The 17,459-nt window shown below is 61.8% G+C and carries 14 protein-coding genes and 1 pseudogene; 12 read left to right on the top strand and 3 right to left on the bottom strand.

All coding sequences use genetic code 11. The annotated features are described in order from the left end of the window. Window positions 1–5: 5 nt before the first annotated feature. Entirely contained in the window at window positions 6–1,181 is a 1,176-nt protein-coding gene (gene hsaA, locus R4P64_RS11790; RefSeq protein ID WP_045069644.1) for a 3-hydroxy-9,10-secoandrosta-1,3,5(10)-triene-9,17-dione monooxygenase oxygenase subunit, read from the bottom strand. Between the two features lie 195 nt (window positions 1,182–1,376). On the opposite strand from hsaA, the gene R4P64_RS11795 reads away from it, so the two are divergent. Further along, window positions 1,377–2,528: a Rieske 2Fe-2S domain-containing protein gene (locus tag R4P64_RS11795; protein ID WP_033232463.1), complete on the top strand. Its 1,152-nt coding sequence runs from the start codon at window positions 1,377–1,379 to the stop codon at window positions 2,526–2,528. A gap of 2 nt (window positions 2,529–2,530) precedes the next feature. Continuing rightward, a complete protein-coding gene (locus tag R4P64_RS11800) occupies window positions 2,531–2,890 on the top strand; it encodes a hypothetical protein (RefSeq protein WP_033232465.1) in 360 nt (119 codons plus the stop codon). Window positions 2,891–2,972: 82 nt separating this feature from the next. Here R4P64_RS11800 and R4P64_RS11805 read toward each other — a convergent pair whose 3' ends face one another. Both R4P64_RS11805 and R4P64_RS11810 read right to left on the bottom strand, forming a co-directional pair. Continuing rightward, window positions 2,973–4,178: a CaiB/BaiF CoA transferase family protein gene (locus R4P64_RS11805; protein WP_033232467.1), complete on the bottom strand. Its 1,206-nt coding sequence runs from the start codon at window positions 4,176–4,178 to the stop codon at window positions 2,973–2,975. Beyond that, entirely contained in the window at window positions 4,175–5,665 is a 1,491-nt protein-coding gene (locus R4P64_RS11810; protein WP_219110737.1) for an aldehyde dehydrogenase family protein, read from the bottom strand. The genes R4P64_RS11805 and R4P64_RS11810 overlap by 4 nt, the downstream gene beginning before the upstream one ends. Before the next feature lie 447 nt (window positions 5,666–6,112). Here R4P64_RS11810 and R4P64_RS11815 point away from each other — a divergent pair. From R4P64_RS11815 to R4P64_RS11860, 10 genes and pseudogenes are all read left to right on the top strand, one after another. Next, a pseudogene (locus R4P64_RS11815) lies at window positions 6,113–6,298 on the top strand (ferredoxin); the annotation flags it as partial. A 59-nt stretch (window positions 6,299–6,357) separates the two neighbouring features. Continuing rightward, a complete protein-coding gene (locus R4P64_RS11820) occupies window positions 6,358–7,704 on the top strand; it encodes a cytochrome P450 (RefSeq protein ID WP_033232470.1) in 1,347 nt (448 codons plus the stop codon). Between the two features lie 14 nt (window positions 7,705–7,718). Then, window positions 7,719–9,422, top strand: coding sequence for a thiolase C-terminal domain-containing protein (locus R4P64_RS11825; RefSeq protein ID WP_095888196.1), 1,704 nt, complete (start codon window positions 7,719–7,721; stop codon window positions 9,420–9,422). A gap of 13 nt (window positions 9,423–9,435) precedes the next feature. Beyond that, a complete protein-coding gene (locus R4P64_RS11830; protein WP_317820908.1) occupies window positions 9,436–10,992 on the top strand; it encodes an acyl-CoA synthetase in 1,557 nt (518 codons plus the stop codon). Between the two features lie 20 nt (window positions 10,993–11,012). Beyond that, window positions 11,013–11,774 (top strand): SDR family oxidoreductase, encoded by a 762-nt coding sequence (locus tag R4P64_RS11835; RefSeq protein ID WP_317820910.1) that lies wholly within the window; start codon window positions 11,013–11,015, stop codon window positions 11,772–11,774. A gap of 125 nt (window positions 11,775–11,899) precedes the next feature. After that, window positions 11,900–13,171, top strand: a complete 1,272-nt coding sequence (locus tag R4P64_RS11840; RefSeq protein ID WP_033232474.1) for an amidohydrolase family protein — start codon at window positions 11,900–11,902, stop codon at window positions 13,169–13,171. A 216-nt stretch (window positions 13,172–13,387) separates the two neighbouring features. Further along, window positions 13,388–14,689 (top strand): acyl-CoA dehydrogenase family protein, encoded by a 1,302-nt coding sequence (locus tag R4P64_RS11845; RefSeq protein ID WP_045068471.1) that lies wholly within the window; start codon window positions 13,388–13,390, stop codon window positions 14,687–14,689. Continuing rightward, window positions 14,686–15,702, top strand: a complete 1,017-nt coding sequence (locus R4P64_RS11850) for a phosphotransferase family protein (RefSeq protein ID WP_317820912.1) — start codon at window positions 14,686–14,688, stop codon at window positions 15,700–15,702. The genes R4P64_RS11845 and R4P64_RS11850 overlap by 4 nt, the downstream gene beginning before the upstream one ends. Continuing rightward, window positions 15,699–16,469 (top strand): enoyl-CoA hydratase-related protein, encoded by a 771-nt coding sequence (locus tag R4P64_RS11855; RefSeq protein WP_317820914.1) that lies wholly within the window; start codon window positions 15,699–15,701, stop codon window positions 16,467–16,469. Before R4P64_RS11850 ends, R4P64_RS11855 begins: the two co-directional genes overlap by 4 nt. Before the next feature lie 6 nt (window positions 16,470–16,475). Next, window positions 16,476–17,450: an NADPH:quinone oxidoreductase family protein gene (locus R4P64_RS11860; protein WP_317820916.1), complete on the top strand. Its 975-nt coding sequence runs from the start codon at window positions 16,476–16,478 to the stop codon at window positions 17,448–17,450. Window positions 17,451–17,459: the final 9 nt, after the last annotated feature.

Here is a 17,459-nt window from a genome sequence, read left to right on the forward strand (position 1 = left end):
TTCCCCTAGACCATCGTGTCGGTGATCGGCAGACCGAACTCGCCTGTTCCGAACATGACGTATGCGCGTTCGGGATCGTTGGCCGCGTGGACGCGTCCGGCGTGAGCGTCGCGCCAGAATCGCTGAATCGGCGTGCCGTTCTGCAGTGCTGTTGCTCCGGAGTTCTCGAAGAGCTTGTCGATGGACGCGATCGCGCGGCCGGTGGCCCGGACCTGATCGCGTCGCGCTCGCAGACGCAGTTCCATCGGAACCTCTTCGCCCGCAAGGATCAACGCGTACTCGTCGGCGACATTGCCGGACAGTTGACGCCAGGCTGCATCGATGTCGCTGGATGCCTCGGCGATACGTACCTTCGCAAACGGATCGTCCTTGGACTTCTCGCCGGCAAAGGCTGCGCGAACACGCTTGCCCTGATGCTCGACGTGCGCTTCGTAAGCACCGTAGGCCATTCCGACGATCGGTGCGGAGATCGTGGTGGGATGAATGGTGCCCCACGGCATCCGGTAGACGGGAGCGGTGTTGTTCTCGAGTCCGGGCGCAGTCAGTTCGCTCATCGCCCGGAAGCTCAGCACGCGATGGGTCGGAACAAATACATCCTTGACCACAACGGTATTGGAGCCGGTTCCGCGCAGTCCGACCACATTCCAGACGTCGTCGATCTGGTAGTCCTCGCGGGGAATCAGGTAGCTGACAAAATCGACGGCGCGACCGTCCTTGAAGACCGGCCCGCCCAGAACTGCCCACGTTGCATGGTCGCAACCCGACGACCACGCCCACGCGCCGTTTACCTTGTATCCGCCCTCGACTACCTCACCCATACCCATGGGCGCGTAGGAGGACGAGATGCGAACGTCAGAGTCCTTGCCCCACACGTCTTCCTGCGCCTGCTGAGAGAACAGCGCCAGGTGCCAATTGTGAACACCGATGATCGAGGAGACCCACCCCGTCGATCCGCAGGCGCTCGCGATCTTTTTGACCGCCGAGTAGAACAGGACCGGATCGGCTTCGTATCCGCCCCACTGCTTCGGCTGCAGTAGACGGAAGAAACCGGTCTCCTGCAATGCCTTGACGGACTCGTCAGGGATACGACGAAGATCCTCGGTCTCCTGCGCCCGCTCACGTAGTGCCGGCAACAATGCGTCGAGCTTCTGCATCACCTCGTGGCTGTCATGGTTACCCACTTCGACGCTCCCGTCTGTCTCGCTCGGATAGTTCACTTACCTTTGAGACTAGAACACGTTCTCTTTTCTGTCGAGATGTCGCAAATCGCGTCATTGAGGGCCGCAATGCTGTAACAAGTGCTTCCGAAATCTAGCGAAATCAGAGTTCATTCTATAACGTGTTCTATTAACAGCTAGAAGGGATGTGAGGTCACTATGGCGCAGATTCGCGAGATCGACGTGGGAACGGTGCAGACACGGTTCGCGCGTGGATGGCATTGCCTGGGTCTTCTGAAGACCTTCAAGGACGGCAAACCGCACGCGATCGAGGCTTTCGGTACCAAGCTCGTGGTGTTCGCCGACAGCAAGGGCGATATCAAAGTTCTCGACGGGTACTGCCGACACATGGGCGGTGACCTCACCCAAGGCGAGGTCAAAGGCGATTCCATCGCGTGCCCGTTCCATGACTGGCGCTGGGGTGGAAACGGAAAGTGCACCGGCATTCCCTACGCCCGCCGCGTGCCCCCGCTCGCCCGCACCCGGGCGTGGCACACACTCGAACAGAACGCTCAGCTCTTCGTCTGGAACGACCCGGAGGGCAATCCTCCGCCCGAGGAAATCGTGATCCCTCGTATCGAGGGCGCGTACAGCGACGAGTGGACAGACTGGACCTGGAACTCCATGGTCATCGAGGGTTCCAACTGCCGCGAGATCATCGACAACGTCGTGGACATGGCGCACTTCTACTACATCCACTACGCCTTCCCGACGTACTTCAAGAACGTCTTCGAAGGTGAGATCGCCACTCAGTACCTCAACACCACGGGCCGTCCCGACATCGGAATGGCGTCCCAGTACGGCGGCGATACGCTACTTCGCTCAGAGGCTGCGTATTACGGACCGTCGTACATGGTCAATCCCCTGTGGAACAGCTACAGCGGATACGAGGTCGAAAGCGTCCTGATCAACTGCCACTACCCGATCAGCCCGGATTCATTCGTGCTGCAGTGGGGCGTGACGGTCAAGAAGCCGACGGGCGTCTCCGACGAAATGGCCGACAAGTTGGCCGGCAAGTTCACCGAGGGCATCAGCGAAGGATTCCTTCAGGACGTCGCGATCTGGAAGAACAAGACCAAGATCGAAAATCCACTCCTCTGCGAGGAGGACGGCCCCGTCTACCAGCTACGACGCTGGTACGAGCAGTTCTACGTCGACAAGGCCGACGTCACCGAGAAGATGACGCAGCGCTTCGAGTTCGAAGTGGACACCACCAAGGCCAACGAAGCCTGGCACGCTGAGGTCGAGGAAAACCTCGCCCGTCAGAAGGCCGAGAAGGAAGCCGCTGCAAAGAAGGAAGCAGAGGTCTAGTCGTGAGCGCCTCGATCCGTGACCTCCGTTGGGCCAAGGCTCCGGACTTTGCCGGGCAACCGGAACGGCGGGGCGCAATCGAAGCCCAGACCGTCGAGGACAAACAGGAATACCTCGACTCGGGGATGCAGGAAGTCGATTGCAAGACATGCGGCGCGTGCGTACTGGTTCGCAAGAACACGTACAAGCACACCAGCATTCAGTGGACCTCCGACCCGGCACGTCGGTGTCACACGTTCAAGGACGCCATCGCGTCGGGGCAGAAATCTGCACTCAAGGACGGCTGCCCGATGCTCCATGAGAGCATCGCCGACGCCGTCAGGGACGGCACAATTACGGTTCGCGACGCCGAAAACAGCTGAGCACCGCGAACAGTTGCACGAGAACTGAATGAGGGCCGACCCCAACGGGTCGGCCCTCATTTGTCAGGTGTGGTCACAGTTCCTAGGTAACTGCTCCCGCGATCTTGAAAGCGATGACACGTTCCCAGTCAAATCCCAACTCTGTCAGAATTTCGTCTGTGTGAGCGGCGAATTCCGGTCCTGCACGCAGCTCGGGCGCAGTGACGTCGAACTGCACCGGGTTTGCGGCCAGTTCGAGTTCCCCTGCCTTGAGCAGATATTCGTTGGCCAGAACCTGCGCGTCGCTCGACACTTGCAACGAGTCCTGCACAGGCGCCCACGGACCGGCAAGAGTGGCAAACTTCTCCGACCATTCCGCGAGTGTGCGGCTGCCCAGTACCTCACGCAGAATAGCCACTGCGGCTTCGGTATTGGCGGCAATCTGCTTGGAATCGGCAAAACGAGGGTCGTCGATGAGGTCGAGGCGATCGATGTGGCGACACACATCGGCCCAGTACTTGCCGGCCTGGAGCATCACGAACGAAAGGAAGCGCCCGTCCGATGTGCGGTACAACCCGGACAACGGATTGGTCAGTGCACCATGACCACCCGGCACCGGCGCCACCATGGCCTGGTCGAGATGCGCCGACAACGCAATCCCGTGTCCCATGGCCCACACGCCGCTGCCCAGGAGGGAGACGTCGACTACCGAGGTCTCGCCCGTACGTTCTCTCTTGAGCAGCGCTGCCGCAACACCGCCGGCAAGGTTCGTGCCGGAGATAGTGTCACCGAACGCCGGCCCCGGCGGGGTGATCATTCCGTCGACCCCGGGAGGAGTGAGGGTAGCGGCGATTCCGGCCCTGGCCCAGAAGGCCGTCATGTCGTACCCACCCTTGTCGGACTCGACACCGCGCGGCCCGAGTGCACTGCCGCGGGCGTAGACGATCTTCGGGTTCACGGCGCGGACGTCGTCCACGTCGATTCCGAACTTGGTCCGAGCCTGGGGCAGGAAGCTTGTGAGGAACACGTCCGCTGTGCGGATCAGTGCATCCAACACCTCTTTACCCTCGGCGGTTCCCATGTCGAGGCCGATACTGCGCTTGCCTCGGTTGGCGTGCTCGACGTTGGGGTTGGGATCCCCCTCGACCTTCAACGCACCGACCTGACGAAGGCCGCGCTGTGGGTCACCGGTGACGGCGTGTTCCACCTTGACGACCTCGGCGCCCCAGTCGGCGAGCACTGCGCCCGCCGACGGAACGAAGCCGTACATCGCGACCTCGAGAACGCGGATCCCCTCGAGTGGCTTCACTTGACCACCGTCGCAAAAGCCTTGGTCTGCAGGAACTCCTCCAGTCCGGCAGTACCCATCTCACGGCCGATGCCCGACTGCTTGTAGCCACCGAACGGAACATCGGGGGTGAAGTAGTTGCCACCGTTGACGCTGAAGGTTCCGGTGCGGATACGGCGGCCGATGGCGATCGCGCGATCGTCGTCGGCACCAAGCACGCCACCGGAGAGTCCGTACTTGGAGTTGTTGGCGATCTCCACGGCATGATCGTCGTCATCGAACGGGATGACTGCGAGCACGGGTCCGAAGACCTCTTCCTGCGCAATTTCGCTGTCCGGGTGGACATTTGCCAGCAGGGTCGGCGCGTAGAAGTAGCCGGGATCGATCCGCGTGCCACCGGTCACGAGCGTCGCGCCCGCCTCGACGGCCCGCTGAACCAAACCGTCGACCTTGTCTCGCTGCTTCTCGCTGATGAGCGGGCCCATGTAGATCTTCGGGTTGGTCGGGTCTCCGACTGGCACGTGCGCCATCATTCCGGCCACCTTCGCGACGATCTCGTCGTGATGTTCCCGCGGCACGAGCAACCGGGTGGTGAGCGCACAACCCTGACCCGTGTTGGAGCAGATGGAGAATGCCGCGAACTGTGCAACCGTGCCGAAGTCCGCGTCCTCGAGCACAATCAATGCCGACTTCCCGCCGAGCTCGAGGAAGACCTTCTTCAGGCTCGCGCTTGCCGCAGCCATGATCGACGCGCCGACGGGTGTGGATCCGGTAAAGGTGACCACGTCCACGTCGGGGTGGGTGGTCATGATCTTGCCGGTCTCCACGTCGGACGAGGACAGTACGTTGACCACACCGGCCGGAATGTCGGTGTGATTGGCGATCAGTTCACCCAGCGCCAACGTGATGAGTGGTGTGTCCGGAGCGCCCTTGAGGACGATCGTGCAACCCGCGGCGAGCGACGGAATCAGCTTGGCAAACGCCAGCTGATTCGGGTAGTTGTACGCAATGATCGCGGAGACAACTCCGGCGGCTTCCTTCTCGATCCAGCGATTGTGCTTCTGCCCCTTGATGTCTACCTCGCCGAGCTGCTCGGTCAGCGGGTAGGTGCGCAGGAGATCAGCGTAGTAGCGAATGATGCCGATGGGCGCCTCGAGCTGGTTGCCTTGCGTATTGAGGTAGGTAGCTCCGACCTCGGCGATCGTCAGCGCACGAAACTCTTCGAGGTTGTCGAGCATTGCCTGATGCAGCTGGTCGAGGCACTTGATGCGGAATTCCACATCGGTTGCCCAGCTGGTGGTGTCGAAGGCCTTGCGCGCAGCTGCGATAGCGGCTTCTGCCTCCGCGACACCCGCATTCGGTGCGTAACCGAGGATCTCACCGGTAGCGGGGTTGATCGACGCAAACGTCTGCTCCGTTGTCACGAGCTTTCCGTCGATGAGCAAGCGCCGATCGACATCCAGCACGGCGGTGCCCTCGTTGGCCGACACCGTTTCCTGAGATGACATCCGTTCTCCTCACTAAAGTATGAAAATAGAGTTCTCATATTCGAGAATATTGCATCCTGGTGGTGTGAATGTAGCAACTGTGAAGTCGTACGCATACCCCCCACCGAAAGGTTGCATTGCACCTGAGCAGTCTCTACTCGGGATCTTGCGGCCACGTCAGAGCGAGAGTAGGATTCTCCAAAATTGAATTGGAGATTCTTGTGAACCAGAATGCGACACTCGAACGCTCATCTGTAACGACGGCAGCCCCGTCGCCGGTGAGTCACGCACTCAGGCCCGAGCCATTTCCCAGCCCAGCCCATCTCGCGGCAAGGACACGTTCTGTGCCCACCTTCCGCCCGTCGACGACGCAAGTTCGATCAACATCGTCATTGCCGGCCGCCCCCTATCAGCTAGTCGAAACAGCCTGAATAACAAAAAGATTCACGTGCAAACAGGAGGAATATTGTGAAGGTGAAGGTCGACCCAGAACTGTGCCAAGGGCACACACTGTGCGCTATGGCTGCACCGGATGTGTTCGAACTGAGCGACATCGACGGCCACGCTACGGCCATCGAAGGCGATGTTCCTGCCGATCTCGAGGACAAGGTGCGGGAAGCTGCCCATTCCTGCCCGGAGCAGGCCATCACCATCTTTGCGAGCAACTCCGCCTCCGAGAACGCCGACGCCAAGACGCCAGAGAGGACAGCTCCATGAGCATCGACAATGCGCCAGCGCAAGACAACCACGAGAAGCCCGTATTCCAGTTCGACCGGCATGCAGCGGACTATCGAGACAACTTCCTGGACATCACCCAAGAGATGCACTCGAAGTGTCCGATGGCCTGGTCCGATACCCACGGCGGGCACTGGGTTGCGTCGGGCGGCGACGAGGTCTTCGCTCTCGCTCGGTCCGCTGACATCTCGAATGATCACGACCTCAAGGGAGTTCGTCGTGGTTACAAGGGAATCATGATTCCGACCGCGGAACGCGCGTCCGGTGTCCGCGGCGGCATCCTGGAAATGGACGACCCCGAGCATCGCGAGTTCCGTGCGGTTCTCAACCCCTACCTGTCTCCTGCTGCCATCAAGAAGTGGGTTCCGCTGATCGACGAGGTGATCCGCGCCAGCCTCGACGAGAAGATCGAGTCCGGCAAGATCGACTTCATCGACGATCTGGCAAACATCGTCCCGGCCGTCATCACGCTGGCAATGCTCGGTATCCCCGTCGTCAAATGGTCCGTCTACTGCGAGCCGGTACACGCGGCTATGTACACCCCGCCGGATTCACCTGACATCGCCCGGATCGGTGAACTCCACCGCGCCATGGGATTGGACCTCCTCACCAATCTCCACCAGATCCGCGAGAACCCCAGGCCCGGCATGGTCGACGCGATCGCCCGAGCCACCGTCAACGGCGAGAAGCCGGATGATCTCGAACTTCTCGGAGTCCTCAGCCTGCTCATCGGCGGCGGGTTCGACACGACAACGGCGCTCACGTCACACGCACTCGAGTGGCTGTCACAGAACCCCGATCAGCGCGAGATCCTCAGCCGGGAACGCGACACCATGCTGGACTCGGCAACGGAAGAATTTCTCCGCTTCTTCTGCCCGACCCCGGGCGACGGCCGCACCTTCTCCGCCGACGGCGAATTGGGCGGCGTGCAGTTCAAAGAGGGCGATCGACTCTGGCTCTCCTGGGCAATGGCCAACCGCGACCCCGAACTCTTCGAGGACCCGAATACCGTCGACCTCGAACGAACGGCCAACCGACACTTCAGTTTCGGTCTGGGAGTACACCGATGCATCGGCTCGAACCTGGCCCGAACGGTCTTCAAGCGCATGCTCGTCGCAGTGTTCGACCGGATGCCGGACTTCACGTGCGACCCCGAAGGCACCGTGCATTACGACTCCATCGGCGTCATCCAGGGCATGCGTCACCTCCCGGCGACCTTCACCCCCGGCCCGCGTCTCGGTGCCGGCCTCGACGAGACCCTCGAGAAAATCCAACTGATCGTCGACGAGCAGGGACTCGCCGCACCGATCACTGCGCAGAAGTAAGGAAACTGAAGTAAGTGACTGATTCCGCGGTAGTCGATCCGGTAAACGAGAACAAGGTAGCCGAGTCGGGGCGCCCTCTTCCCCTTGTGACCCGGCAAAACCGGTTCTACTGGACGTCCGGCGCGGATGGCCGGCTGCGAGTACAGGAGTGCGAGTCCTGTTCGGCTCTCATCCATCCGCCGCAGCCGGTCTGCAGGTACTGCCGTTCACATCAGATGGGCGTGCGCGTGGTTTCCGGCTACGCCACACTCATCGGATTCACGGTCAACGAACGCTTCAGCATGCCCGGGCTTCCGGCACCCTACGTGGTGGCTCAGGTCGCGATCGAAGACGATCCTCGGGTTCGGCTGACTACCAACGTCATCGAGTGCGATCCCGCGCAGCTGCACTTGGGCATGCGCATGGAAGTTGTCTTCCACCAGGACGGGGATGTGTGGCTCCCGTTGTTCCGGCCGACGGCCGAGCAACCAGAACCTGCGCCGCTGCCACAGGCCGAGGGTGATCCGGAAGAGATCCGGCGACGCGTGCGACCGATGTCCACCACCGTGAAGTTCGAGGACAAGGCGGCGCTCACCGGCATCGGCATGTCCGAGATCGGCCGACGCTTGATGCTCTCCCCCATGGAGCTGACGGTGCAGGCGTGCGAACGCGCTGTCGCCGATGCCGGCCTCACGATGGACGACATCGACGGTCTCGCAAGCTATCCCGGCGCCGGACCGGTAGGGGGGTTCGGCGAGGGCGGCGGGGTGACCGGCGTCGAGGCGGCTCTCGGCATCCGGCCGACCTGGCATAACGGCGGCATTGAAACCTTCGGCCCCAGCGGCTCCGTGATCGCGGCGATGATCGCCGTCGCCAGCGGCCTTGCCCGCCACGTGCTGTGCTACCGAACCGTCTGGGAAGCCACCCACAACGAATTGATGCGTCTGGGCGAAATCAGCCCACCTGCGCCGAGTCGCACCCCGAGCTGGATGTTCCCGTTCGGGGCGACCTCCGCAGCACACACTCTCGCGCAGAATGCGCAGCGCCACTTCCACAAGTACGGCACAACTCGCGAAAGCTTGGGCTGGATTGCGCTGAACCAACGAGCCAATGCCGCACTCAATCCGAGCGCGATCTATCGCGACCCGATGACGATGGACGACTACCTCTCGGCCCGCACCATCACCACGCCATTCGGTCTCTACGACTGCGACGTACCGTGCGACGCTTCGGTCGCAGTAATCGTGTCCGCCATCGATGCAGCACACGATCTTGCCAAGCCGCCGGTACTCGTCGAAGCTGTCGGAACGCAGATTGTCGAACGTATCGAATGGGATCAGAGCACACTGACACACGAGCCTCAGGTTCTCGGCCCAGCTGCTCACCTGTGGACACGAACCACGATGCGCCCCAGTGATGTCGACGTCGCGCAACTCTACGACGGATTCTCGTTCAACTGCCTGTCCTGGATCGAAGCGCTGGGCTTCTGCGGCATCGGCGAAGCAAAGGACTTCCTCGACGGCGGCCACAACATCGCCCGCGACGGCGTGATCCCACTCAACACGCACGGTGGACAACTCTCACACGGCCGCACCCACGGCATGGGGCTGATTCACGAAGCGGTCACACAGTTGCGCGGCGAGGCCGGTGAACGTCAGGTCGTCGGCGCCAAGGTCGCTGTCGCGGCTACGGGTGGCCTGTCCCCCGGCGGCGCAATGCTCCTTCGAACGGATCGATAGTGGAGGCGCGTCAATGACGACCGCGACGATGACACCCAGCTACCACGCTCGTCGGAGCCCGGACACCCCGGCCATCGTGATGGCGTCGAGTGGCGAGGTCACCACATACGCCCAACTCGACGAACGCTCGACGCGATTTGCGCGGGCATTGCGGGCACGCGGGTTGGGCGTCGGCGACCACATCGCGATCCTGATGGAGAACAACCGCCCCTTTCTCGAAATTGCCTGGGCAGCGCAGCGATCCGGCATTCACTACACCGCGATCAACCGCCACTTACGCCCGCTCGAGGTGCAGTACGTTCTCGACGATTGTGGTGCCCGCGCGTTGATCTCGAGCGAAGCACTTGCCGACGTCGTGGCCGGCCTCGACGTCTCGCGTATTTCCATCCGGGTATCGGCACTCGGTGACATCTCCGGATTCGATCGGTACGACGACGTGCTGGCCGGCGAGACGGCCACACCACTCGACGACGAGTGCGAGGGCCGCGAAATGCTCTACTCGTCCGGGACCACCGGACGCCCCAAAGGTGTGCGTAAGCCGTTGCCAGGAACGGCGTTCGGAGATCCGAGTGCCGCCCCCGTCCTGATCGCCAGGGGACTGATGGCCGGAAACACCGTCACCGATGCGGTGTACCTGTCGCCCGCACCGCTGTATCATGCTTCGCCCCTGGTCTTTTCGATGTCATGGCACCGTCTCGGCGCCACGGTCGTGGTGATGGAGAACTTCGACCCACTCCAATGCCTTGAACTGATCGAGCGTCACCGAGTGACAAGCGCGCAGTTCGTGCCGACCATGTTCGTGCGCATGCTTCGGTTGTCACCGCAGGAGCGAGCGCGATACGACCTGTCGAGCCTGCGCAACGCAATACACGGAGCGGCGCCGTGCCCGATCCTCGTGAAGCAGCAGATGCTCGACTGGTGGGGGCCGATAATCCACGAATACTATTCGGGCACCGAGGATGTCGGCGCTTCGACCATCACACCCGAGGAGTGGCTGACGCACCCCGGATCCGTCGGGCGACCGATGCAGCAATGCCACATCGTCGGCGAGGACGGGGCGGAACTTCCTGTCGGACAGGTCGGCTCGGTGTATTTCTCCGGCGGCAGGCCGTTCGAATATCACAACGATCCCGAGAAGACCGCGTCCGTCACCAACGACCGCGGGTGGCGCACACTCGGCGACATCGGGCGTCTGGACGAGGACGGATACCTCTATCTGACCGACCGCGAGGCGCACACGATCATCTCGGGTGGAGTGAACATCTATCCGCAAGAAGCGGAGAACGAACTCGCCGGGCATCCTGCCGTCGCCGATGTCGCAGTCATCGGCGTACCCGACGACGAGATGGGCGAGTCGGTGAAGGCTGTTGTGCAACTGGTCGATCCAGCGGCAGGCCACGCTACCCTCGCCGCCGAGCTCATCGAGCACTGCCACAAAGCGCTCGCGTCGTACAAATGCCCCCGAAGTATCGATTTTGTCGACGCCCTCCCCCGAGATCCCAACGGCAAGTTGTACAAGCGCCTGTTGCGGGACCGTTATCGGGCGAGCAACGTCACCCCTATCGCTTGACGACAGAACAGGAGACCCTCGTGCAGGGTTTGACAGACAAGGTCATTCTGATTGCCGGCGGCGCCACCGGCCTCGGCGCCGCCTCCGCGCAGCGACTGGCAAACGAGGGCGCACAGATCGTGATCGGTGATCTCAACCTCGAAGGTGCCGAAAAGACCGCTGCGGCAATAAACGAAGCCGGTGGGCGTTCCGTTGCAGCACAATTCGACATTTCCGACGACACGTCAGTCGAGAAATTGGTGGCATTCAGCGTCCGGACCTACGGCGGCCTTGACGCCATCCATATCAATGCCGGAGATATGGGTTCGGTGTCCAAGGACACCGATATCGTCGACATCGACCTCGAGGTCTGGGACCGCACCATCGCCGTCAACCTTCGCGGCCACATGCTCGTGACCCGGCACGCCATTCCCGAACTCCTCGCACGCGGTGGCGGCACGATCGTCTATACATCGTCGATCGCCTCGTTCACGGGTGATCCGCAGCGTCCTGCCTATTCGGCAACCAAAGCCGCTATCAACTCCCTGGCCCGCCACGTCGCGTCGCGCTGGGGCCGCGACGGCATCCGCGCCAACGCCATCACTCCCGGCCTGATCCTCACCAAAGAGATCGAGGAGGGCGCGTCGCCCGAACTGCTGCAGTCGTTGATCGCGCGTTCTCGCAGTACACGGGGAGGCAGACCCAGCGACATCTCGAGCATGGTCGCCTACCTGATGTCGGATGACGGCGAGTGGATCAACGGGCAGGTCGTCAACGTCGACGGCGGCACGGTGTTGCGGTGACCGGACACAGCGAATATGTGATTCTCCGCTCGTCCAGCTATTGATTCTCAATAGCGAAAACAATATTCTCATTGCAGTAGGCGCCGCTGCCGGGCATCTCTGCGCAGCGCAGGAGAGGATTCTCAATGAACATTGACGACATGGTGATGGTCAGCATCGACGACCACGTGGTCGAACCGGCTGACATCTTCGAAAAGCACTTCCCGAAAAGCCTCATGGACCAGGCCCCCAAGCTGACGGCCCACCCCCGCAACCCCAACGTGCAGGCCTGGCTTTTCCAGGACACGGTGGTCGGCAGTTCCGGCCTGAACGCCGTCGTCTCCTGGCCCAAGGAAGAATGGGGCATGGATCCCACGGGCTACGCCGAGATGCGTCCCGGCGTCTACGACATGGACCTGCGTGTACGCGACATGGATGCCAACGGCACCTTGGCCGCAACACTTTTTGCCACCTTCCCCGGATTCGCCGGAACCCACCTTGCGAGCCTGCCGGACAAGAAGTTGTCCCTAGCGGCATCTCGGGCCTTCAACGACTGGGTCGTCGGTGAGGTACCGAATGCTCACCCCGGGCGCTTCATCCCCCTCGGCATCATCCCGTTCTTCGACGTGGAGGAATCCGTCAAGGAGATCCACCGTCTCGCCGCGATGGGTTGCCGATCCATCAGCATCCCTGAGACTCCGTACGGAGTGGGTGAGGGCTACCCCGACTTCAAGTCCGGCTACTGGGATCCGATCTTCAAGGCATGCGTCGAGACCAACATCGTCCTGAGCCTGCACATCGGTGGCGGCTTCAGTTTGGTCAAGCGCCCCGAGGGCTTCAACATCGACGACATGATGGTTCTGACACCGCTCATTTCGACTATCGCGGCAAACGACATGATGCTCAGCGGAGCCTTCCAGAAGTTCCCGGATCTCAAGGTCGCCATGAGCGAGGGTGGCGTCGGCTGGGTTGCACCGTGGCTCGACCGCGTCGAACGCCACGTCGTCAACCAGTCCTGGACCGGAACCAGCTTCCTACCCAAGGGAATGACGGCAACCGACGTGTGGCGCAAGAACTTCCTGGCGTGCTACATCACCGAGCCGAGCGGACTGAACAACCGTGACCGCCTCGGCATCGACACCATCGCCTGGGAATGCGACTACCCCCATTCCGACTCCACTTGGCCGATTTCGCCGGAGATGTTGATGGAAGAACTCGTCGACGCCAAGCTCACCGACGAGGAAATCGACAAGATCACCTTCGGAAACGTTGCCCGGTTCTTCGACTGGGATCCCTTCAAGCACATCAAGCGCGAGGACGCCACCGTGGGCGCCCTGCGTGCACGGGCAACCGATGTCGATATCAGCGAGACATCCAAGGCCGAATACCGTCGACGCTACGAGCTCGCCAACTCGTAGCCTCCACGCTTGGACAAATGCCGCCGACACCCGTGTCGGCGGCATTTGTCGTACCCACACGCGGGCGGTGCGCCTGCTGGAGAACCTCACCAGCCCAACAGGTTTGACTGGATCACACACCGACCGTCGGGGCGATCAAGAATTAGAATTTTGCCCGAAAAGAATTGCATTTTTATCAATAAGAACGCTATTCTCCAAGTAACCAAGGAGGCGCACATGGCGTGGGATTTCGAGACCGACCCCGAGTACCAAGCGAAACTGGACTGGGCGGACAAGTTCGTACGTGAAGAGGTCGAGCCGCTCGACCTGGTCTGGCCGCACGAGCAGTTCGTGCCGTTGGACGGAGCCAGGCGTAAAGCGATCGACCCGCTCAAGGAGCAGGTTCGGAAGCAAGGACTGTGGGCCACGCATCTCGGACCCGACATGGGCGGCCAGGGATACGGCGCACTCAAGCTGGCTCTGCTGAACGAGATTCTCGGTCGATCATCCTGGGCACCAATCGTATTCGGATGCCAGGCACCGGATACCGGCAATGCCGAGATCATTGCCCACTACGGCACCGAAGAGCAGAAGCGGCGCTACCTGCAGCCACTACTCGACGGCGAGATGTTCTCGACCTACTCCATGACCGAACCACAGGCCGGTGCCGACCCCGCGCAGTTCACGACGCGCGCAGTCAAGGACGGCGACCACTGGGTCATCGACGGAATGAAGTACTTCTCCTCCAACGCGAGAACCGCGTCGTTCCTGATCGTCATGGCTGTCACGAACTCCGATGTCAGTGTGTACAAGGGCATGTCGATGTTCCTCGTACCGTCGGACACACCGGGAATCAACATCGTCCGCAACGTGGGTCTGTACGGTGAGCCCCTCAACGACGGCACCCACGCCCTCATCCACTACGAGGGTGTCCGGGTACACGAGGATGCACTCCTCGGCGGCGAAGGTCAGGCATTTGCCGTGGCACAGACGCGCCTCGGCGGCGGACGAATCCACCACGCCATGAGGACGATCGGCCTTGCACAGAAGGCAATCGACATGATGTGCGAGCGCGCACTGAGCCGCGAAACCGCGGGCAGCCGGCTCGCCGACAAGCAGTTCGTGCAGGGCTACATCGCGGACTCCTACGCCCAACTGGCTCAGTTCAGGCTCTTCGTATTGCACACGGCATGGAAGATCGACAAGTACAACGACTACAAGAAGGTCCGCAAGGACATCGCCGCCGCCAAGGTCATCATGCCGACTGTGCTGCACGACATCGCTTGGCGGGCAATGCAAATACACGGTGCGCTCGGTGTGACCAACGAGCTTCCGCTGTTCCAGATGATTCACGGGGCCGCAGTGATGGGCCTCGCCGACGGCCCGACCGAGGTACACAAGACCACCGTCGCCAAGCAGGTACTGCGGGATTACAGCCCCAGTGACGACCTCTGGCCTACGGAATGGATCCCGCGCAAGCAAGAAGCCGCTAAGGCAAAGTACGCCGACTACATCGAACTGGAAGTGGGGAACCTGTGATCGATTTTCAACGGCTTTCGGACTGGATGGACGGCGAGGGCCTCGGCAAGGGCGCGCCGCTCGAGCACCGATACCTCTCCGGCGGTACCCAGAACGAAATCTACGAACTCACCCGTGACGACTTTCGCTGCGTGATCCGGATACCACCGCCGGAGGCTCCCGCAAACCGCGACAAGGGAATCCTCCGCGAGTGGCAGATCATCTCGGCACTCGACGGCACCGATGTGCCCCACACCGAGGCAATCGCCGTGTGCGAGGACGCATCCGTACTCGGCCGACCGTTTTATCTCATGGGATTTGTCGACGGTTGGTCCCCCATGGACGACCGGAATTGGCCGGAGCCCTTCAAGAGCGACCTCGAAGCACGGAGCGGACTGGGCTACCAGCTGGCCGAAGGCATCGCACTTCTGTCGAAGGTCGATTGGAAAGCCAAGGGCCTCCAGGATCTTGGTCGACCCGACGGTTTCCACGAGCGTCAGGTCGATCGCTGGACCAGCTTGTTCGAGAAGATCAAGGGCCGCGAACTCGAAGGAATCGAAGTCGCCACCGAGTGGCTGCGGAACCACAAGCCGCTCGACTTCATCCCCGGAATCATGCACGGCGACTACCAGTTCGCGAACGTGATGTTCGAAAACGGCGCACCGGCCCGGCTTTCCGCCATCGTCGATTGGGAGATGGGAACGGTCGGCGACCCCAAACTGGACCTCGCCTGGATGCTAGAGGGCTGGCCCAAGGACACCAGCGCTCCAGAGGCAGCAACCAGCAGCTACGTCAACCTGCAGGGCATGCCGTCGATGGAACAGTTGGCCGGGCACTACTCCGAGATCTCGGGTCGCCAGGTCGACGACCTGGACTACTACCGAATCCTCGCCAAGTGGAAACTCGCGATCATCCTCGAACAGGGGTTCCAGCGCGCCGGCGAGAACGAGAAGCTCCTTGCCTTCGGTCCCATTGTCGCCCAATCGATGATCGCTGCTGCCGAACTCGCCGAGACAACGGAGTACAAGTCATGACCGACACAACCCCCGAACTGATCCAGGAACGCCGCGGACAGATCCTGATCCTGCGTCTCAACCGCCCGGACGCACGAAATGCGCTCACCGGCAGCCTGTATCGCGAACTCGGCGACACAGTACTGGCCGCCGACACCGATCCGGACGTCCGCGCAATCGTCATCACCGCCACCGGTGACCGCGCTTTCTGCTCAGGCATGGACCTGAAGGCCTTTGCCACGGAAGGCGAAGGAGCCTTCACCTCCGAAGGTTTCGCTCGACTCGCAACAGGCAAACTCTCGACCCCGGTGATCGGTGCCGCCAACGGCACCGCCATCGGCGGCGGGCTTGAACTCCTCCTCGGTTCCGACATCATCATCGCGTCGTCGGCCGCGAAATTCGGCTTCCCCGAAGTGAAACGGGGATTGTTCCCCGGCGGCGGCGGCACCGACATCGGAACCCGAATCCCGATGCACGTCGCCCTGGAGTTAACCCTCACCGGCGATCTCATCACGGCTGACCGGGGCTACCAACTCGGACTGATCAACGCGGTCGTAGATCCGGACCAGGTCCTGGAGGCCGCAGTGGGATATGCCGAGCGCGTCGCCGCCAACGCTCCACTCGGCTTGGCTGCATGCAAGGAACTCGTCCGCCTCGCGGTAACCGATTCAACCAGCGCTGCACAGAAACTCGGGCAATGGCAGTCAACGGTGTTCAGCAGTGGTGACGCCAAGGAGGGCGCTGCTGCTTTCATCGAGAAGCGCACCCCGATCTGGCAGGGTAGGTAACCTGCGATGCGCGCTGCTGTGTGCGGGGCGTACGGATCTCCCGAGGTTGTCACCGTCGAAACACTCCCCTCGGCTCCGCTCGAGGCCGGGCAGATTCGGATCCGTATCGAATCCGCAGCCGTCAACTTCTCCGATGTGTTGTTGATTGCCAACAAGTATCAGGTCAGTGTCCCACCGCCATTCACGCCCGGCAGTGAGTTCGCCGGAGTCGTGTCCGAGATTGCCGAAGGCGTCACAGCTGTCTCCGTGGGTGACCGCGTCACCGGCACCGGTTTTGTCGGTGCGTTTGCGGAAGAAATTGTCATAGCTTCCGACAAACTAACGCTGGGCCGCATCCCGGACGGTGTCGAGACACGCATTGCCGCCGCTTTCGGTGTGGCTCACCGCACGGCGTACCACACGCTCCGATCCGTGGCTCACATCAAACCCGGAGACGAGTTGATCGTTCTCGGCGCCGGTGGCGGCGTCGGCCTTGCCGCCGTTCAGCTCGGTGTTGCGCTCGGGGCGTCGGTCACTGCGGTCGCGTCGAGCACGAACAAGCTTGACGTCGCGGCGTCGTACGGCGCCGGGCACCTCGTCAACCACCGCACCGAGGACCTGCGCACGGCACTGAAAAAGGCACTCCCCCATGGAGCAGACGTTGTTGCCGATCCAGTCGGCGGCGACCTCTCCGAACCCGCACTTCGTGCTTTGCGTCCGGGCGGCCGCTTTGTCACCATCGGGTACGCATCCGGTGTCATCCCCAAGATTCCGCTCAATCTGATCTTGGTAAAGGGCGTGCAGGTCAACGGATTCCAGTTCAAGGACATTCCGCCGGAAGAATACCGTCGAAATGAAGCCGAACTCACCGATCTACTGGTCGCCGGCCGCACAGTTCCCCACATCGGTGCCGAGTTCCCGCTGGACAAGGCAGCTGATGCTCTTCGGATGGTCGCCGACGGCCAGGCGGTCGGGAAGGTCCTCATCGACCTGACGTCCTGACAGGCAGAA

Origin of the sequence: Rhodococcus sp. IEGM 1366, from assembly GCF_033142425.1 — a bacterium.
GTDB classification, from domain to species: Bacteria; Actinomycetota; Actinomycetes; order Mycobacteriales; family Mycobacteriaceae; genus Rhodococcus_F; species Rhodococcus_F globerula.

Excerpts from the sequence above, each read along its gene's own strand:
- R4P64_RS11845 (WP_045068471.1), top strand. The coding sequence starts at position 13,388 with ATGGCGTGGGATTTCGAGACCGACCCCGAGTACCAAGCGAAACTGGAC.
- R4P64_RS11810 (WP_219110737.1), bottom strand. The coding sequence starts at position 5,665 with ATGTCATCTCAGGAAACGGTGTCGGCCAACGAGGGCACCGCCGTGCTG.
- R4P64_RS11860 (WP_317820916.1), top strand. The coding sequence starts at position 16,476 with ATGCGCGCTGCTGTGTGCGGGGCGTACGGATCTCCCGAGGTTGTCACC.
- R4P64_RS11855 (WP_317820914.1), top strand. The coding sequence starts at position 15,699 with ATGACCGACACAACCCCCGAACTGATCCAGGAACGCCGCGGACAGATC.
- R4P64_RS11795 (WP_033232463.1), top strand. The coding sequence starts at position 1,377 with ATGGCGCAGATTCGCGAGATCGACGTGGGAACGGTGCAGACACGGTTC.
- R4P64_RS11820 (WP_033232470.1), top strand. The coding sequence starts at position 6,358 with ATGAGCATCGACAATGCGCCAGCGCAAGACAACCACGAGAAGCCCGTA.
- R4P64_RS11830 (WP_317820908.1), top strand. The coding sequence starts at position 9,436 with ATGACGACCGCGACGATGACACCCAGCTACCACGCTCGTCGGAGCCCG.
- R4P64_RS11840 (WP_033232474.1), top strand. The coding sequence starts at position 11,900 with ATGAACATTGACGACATGGTGATGGTCAGCATCGACGACCACGTGGTC.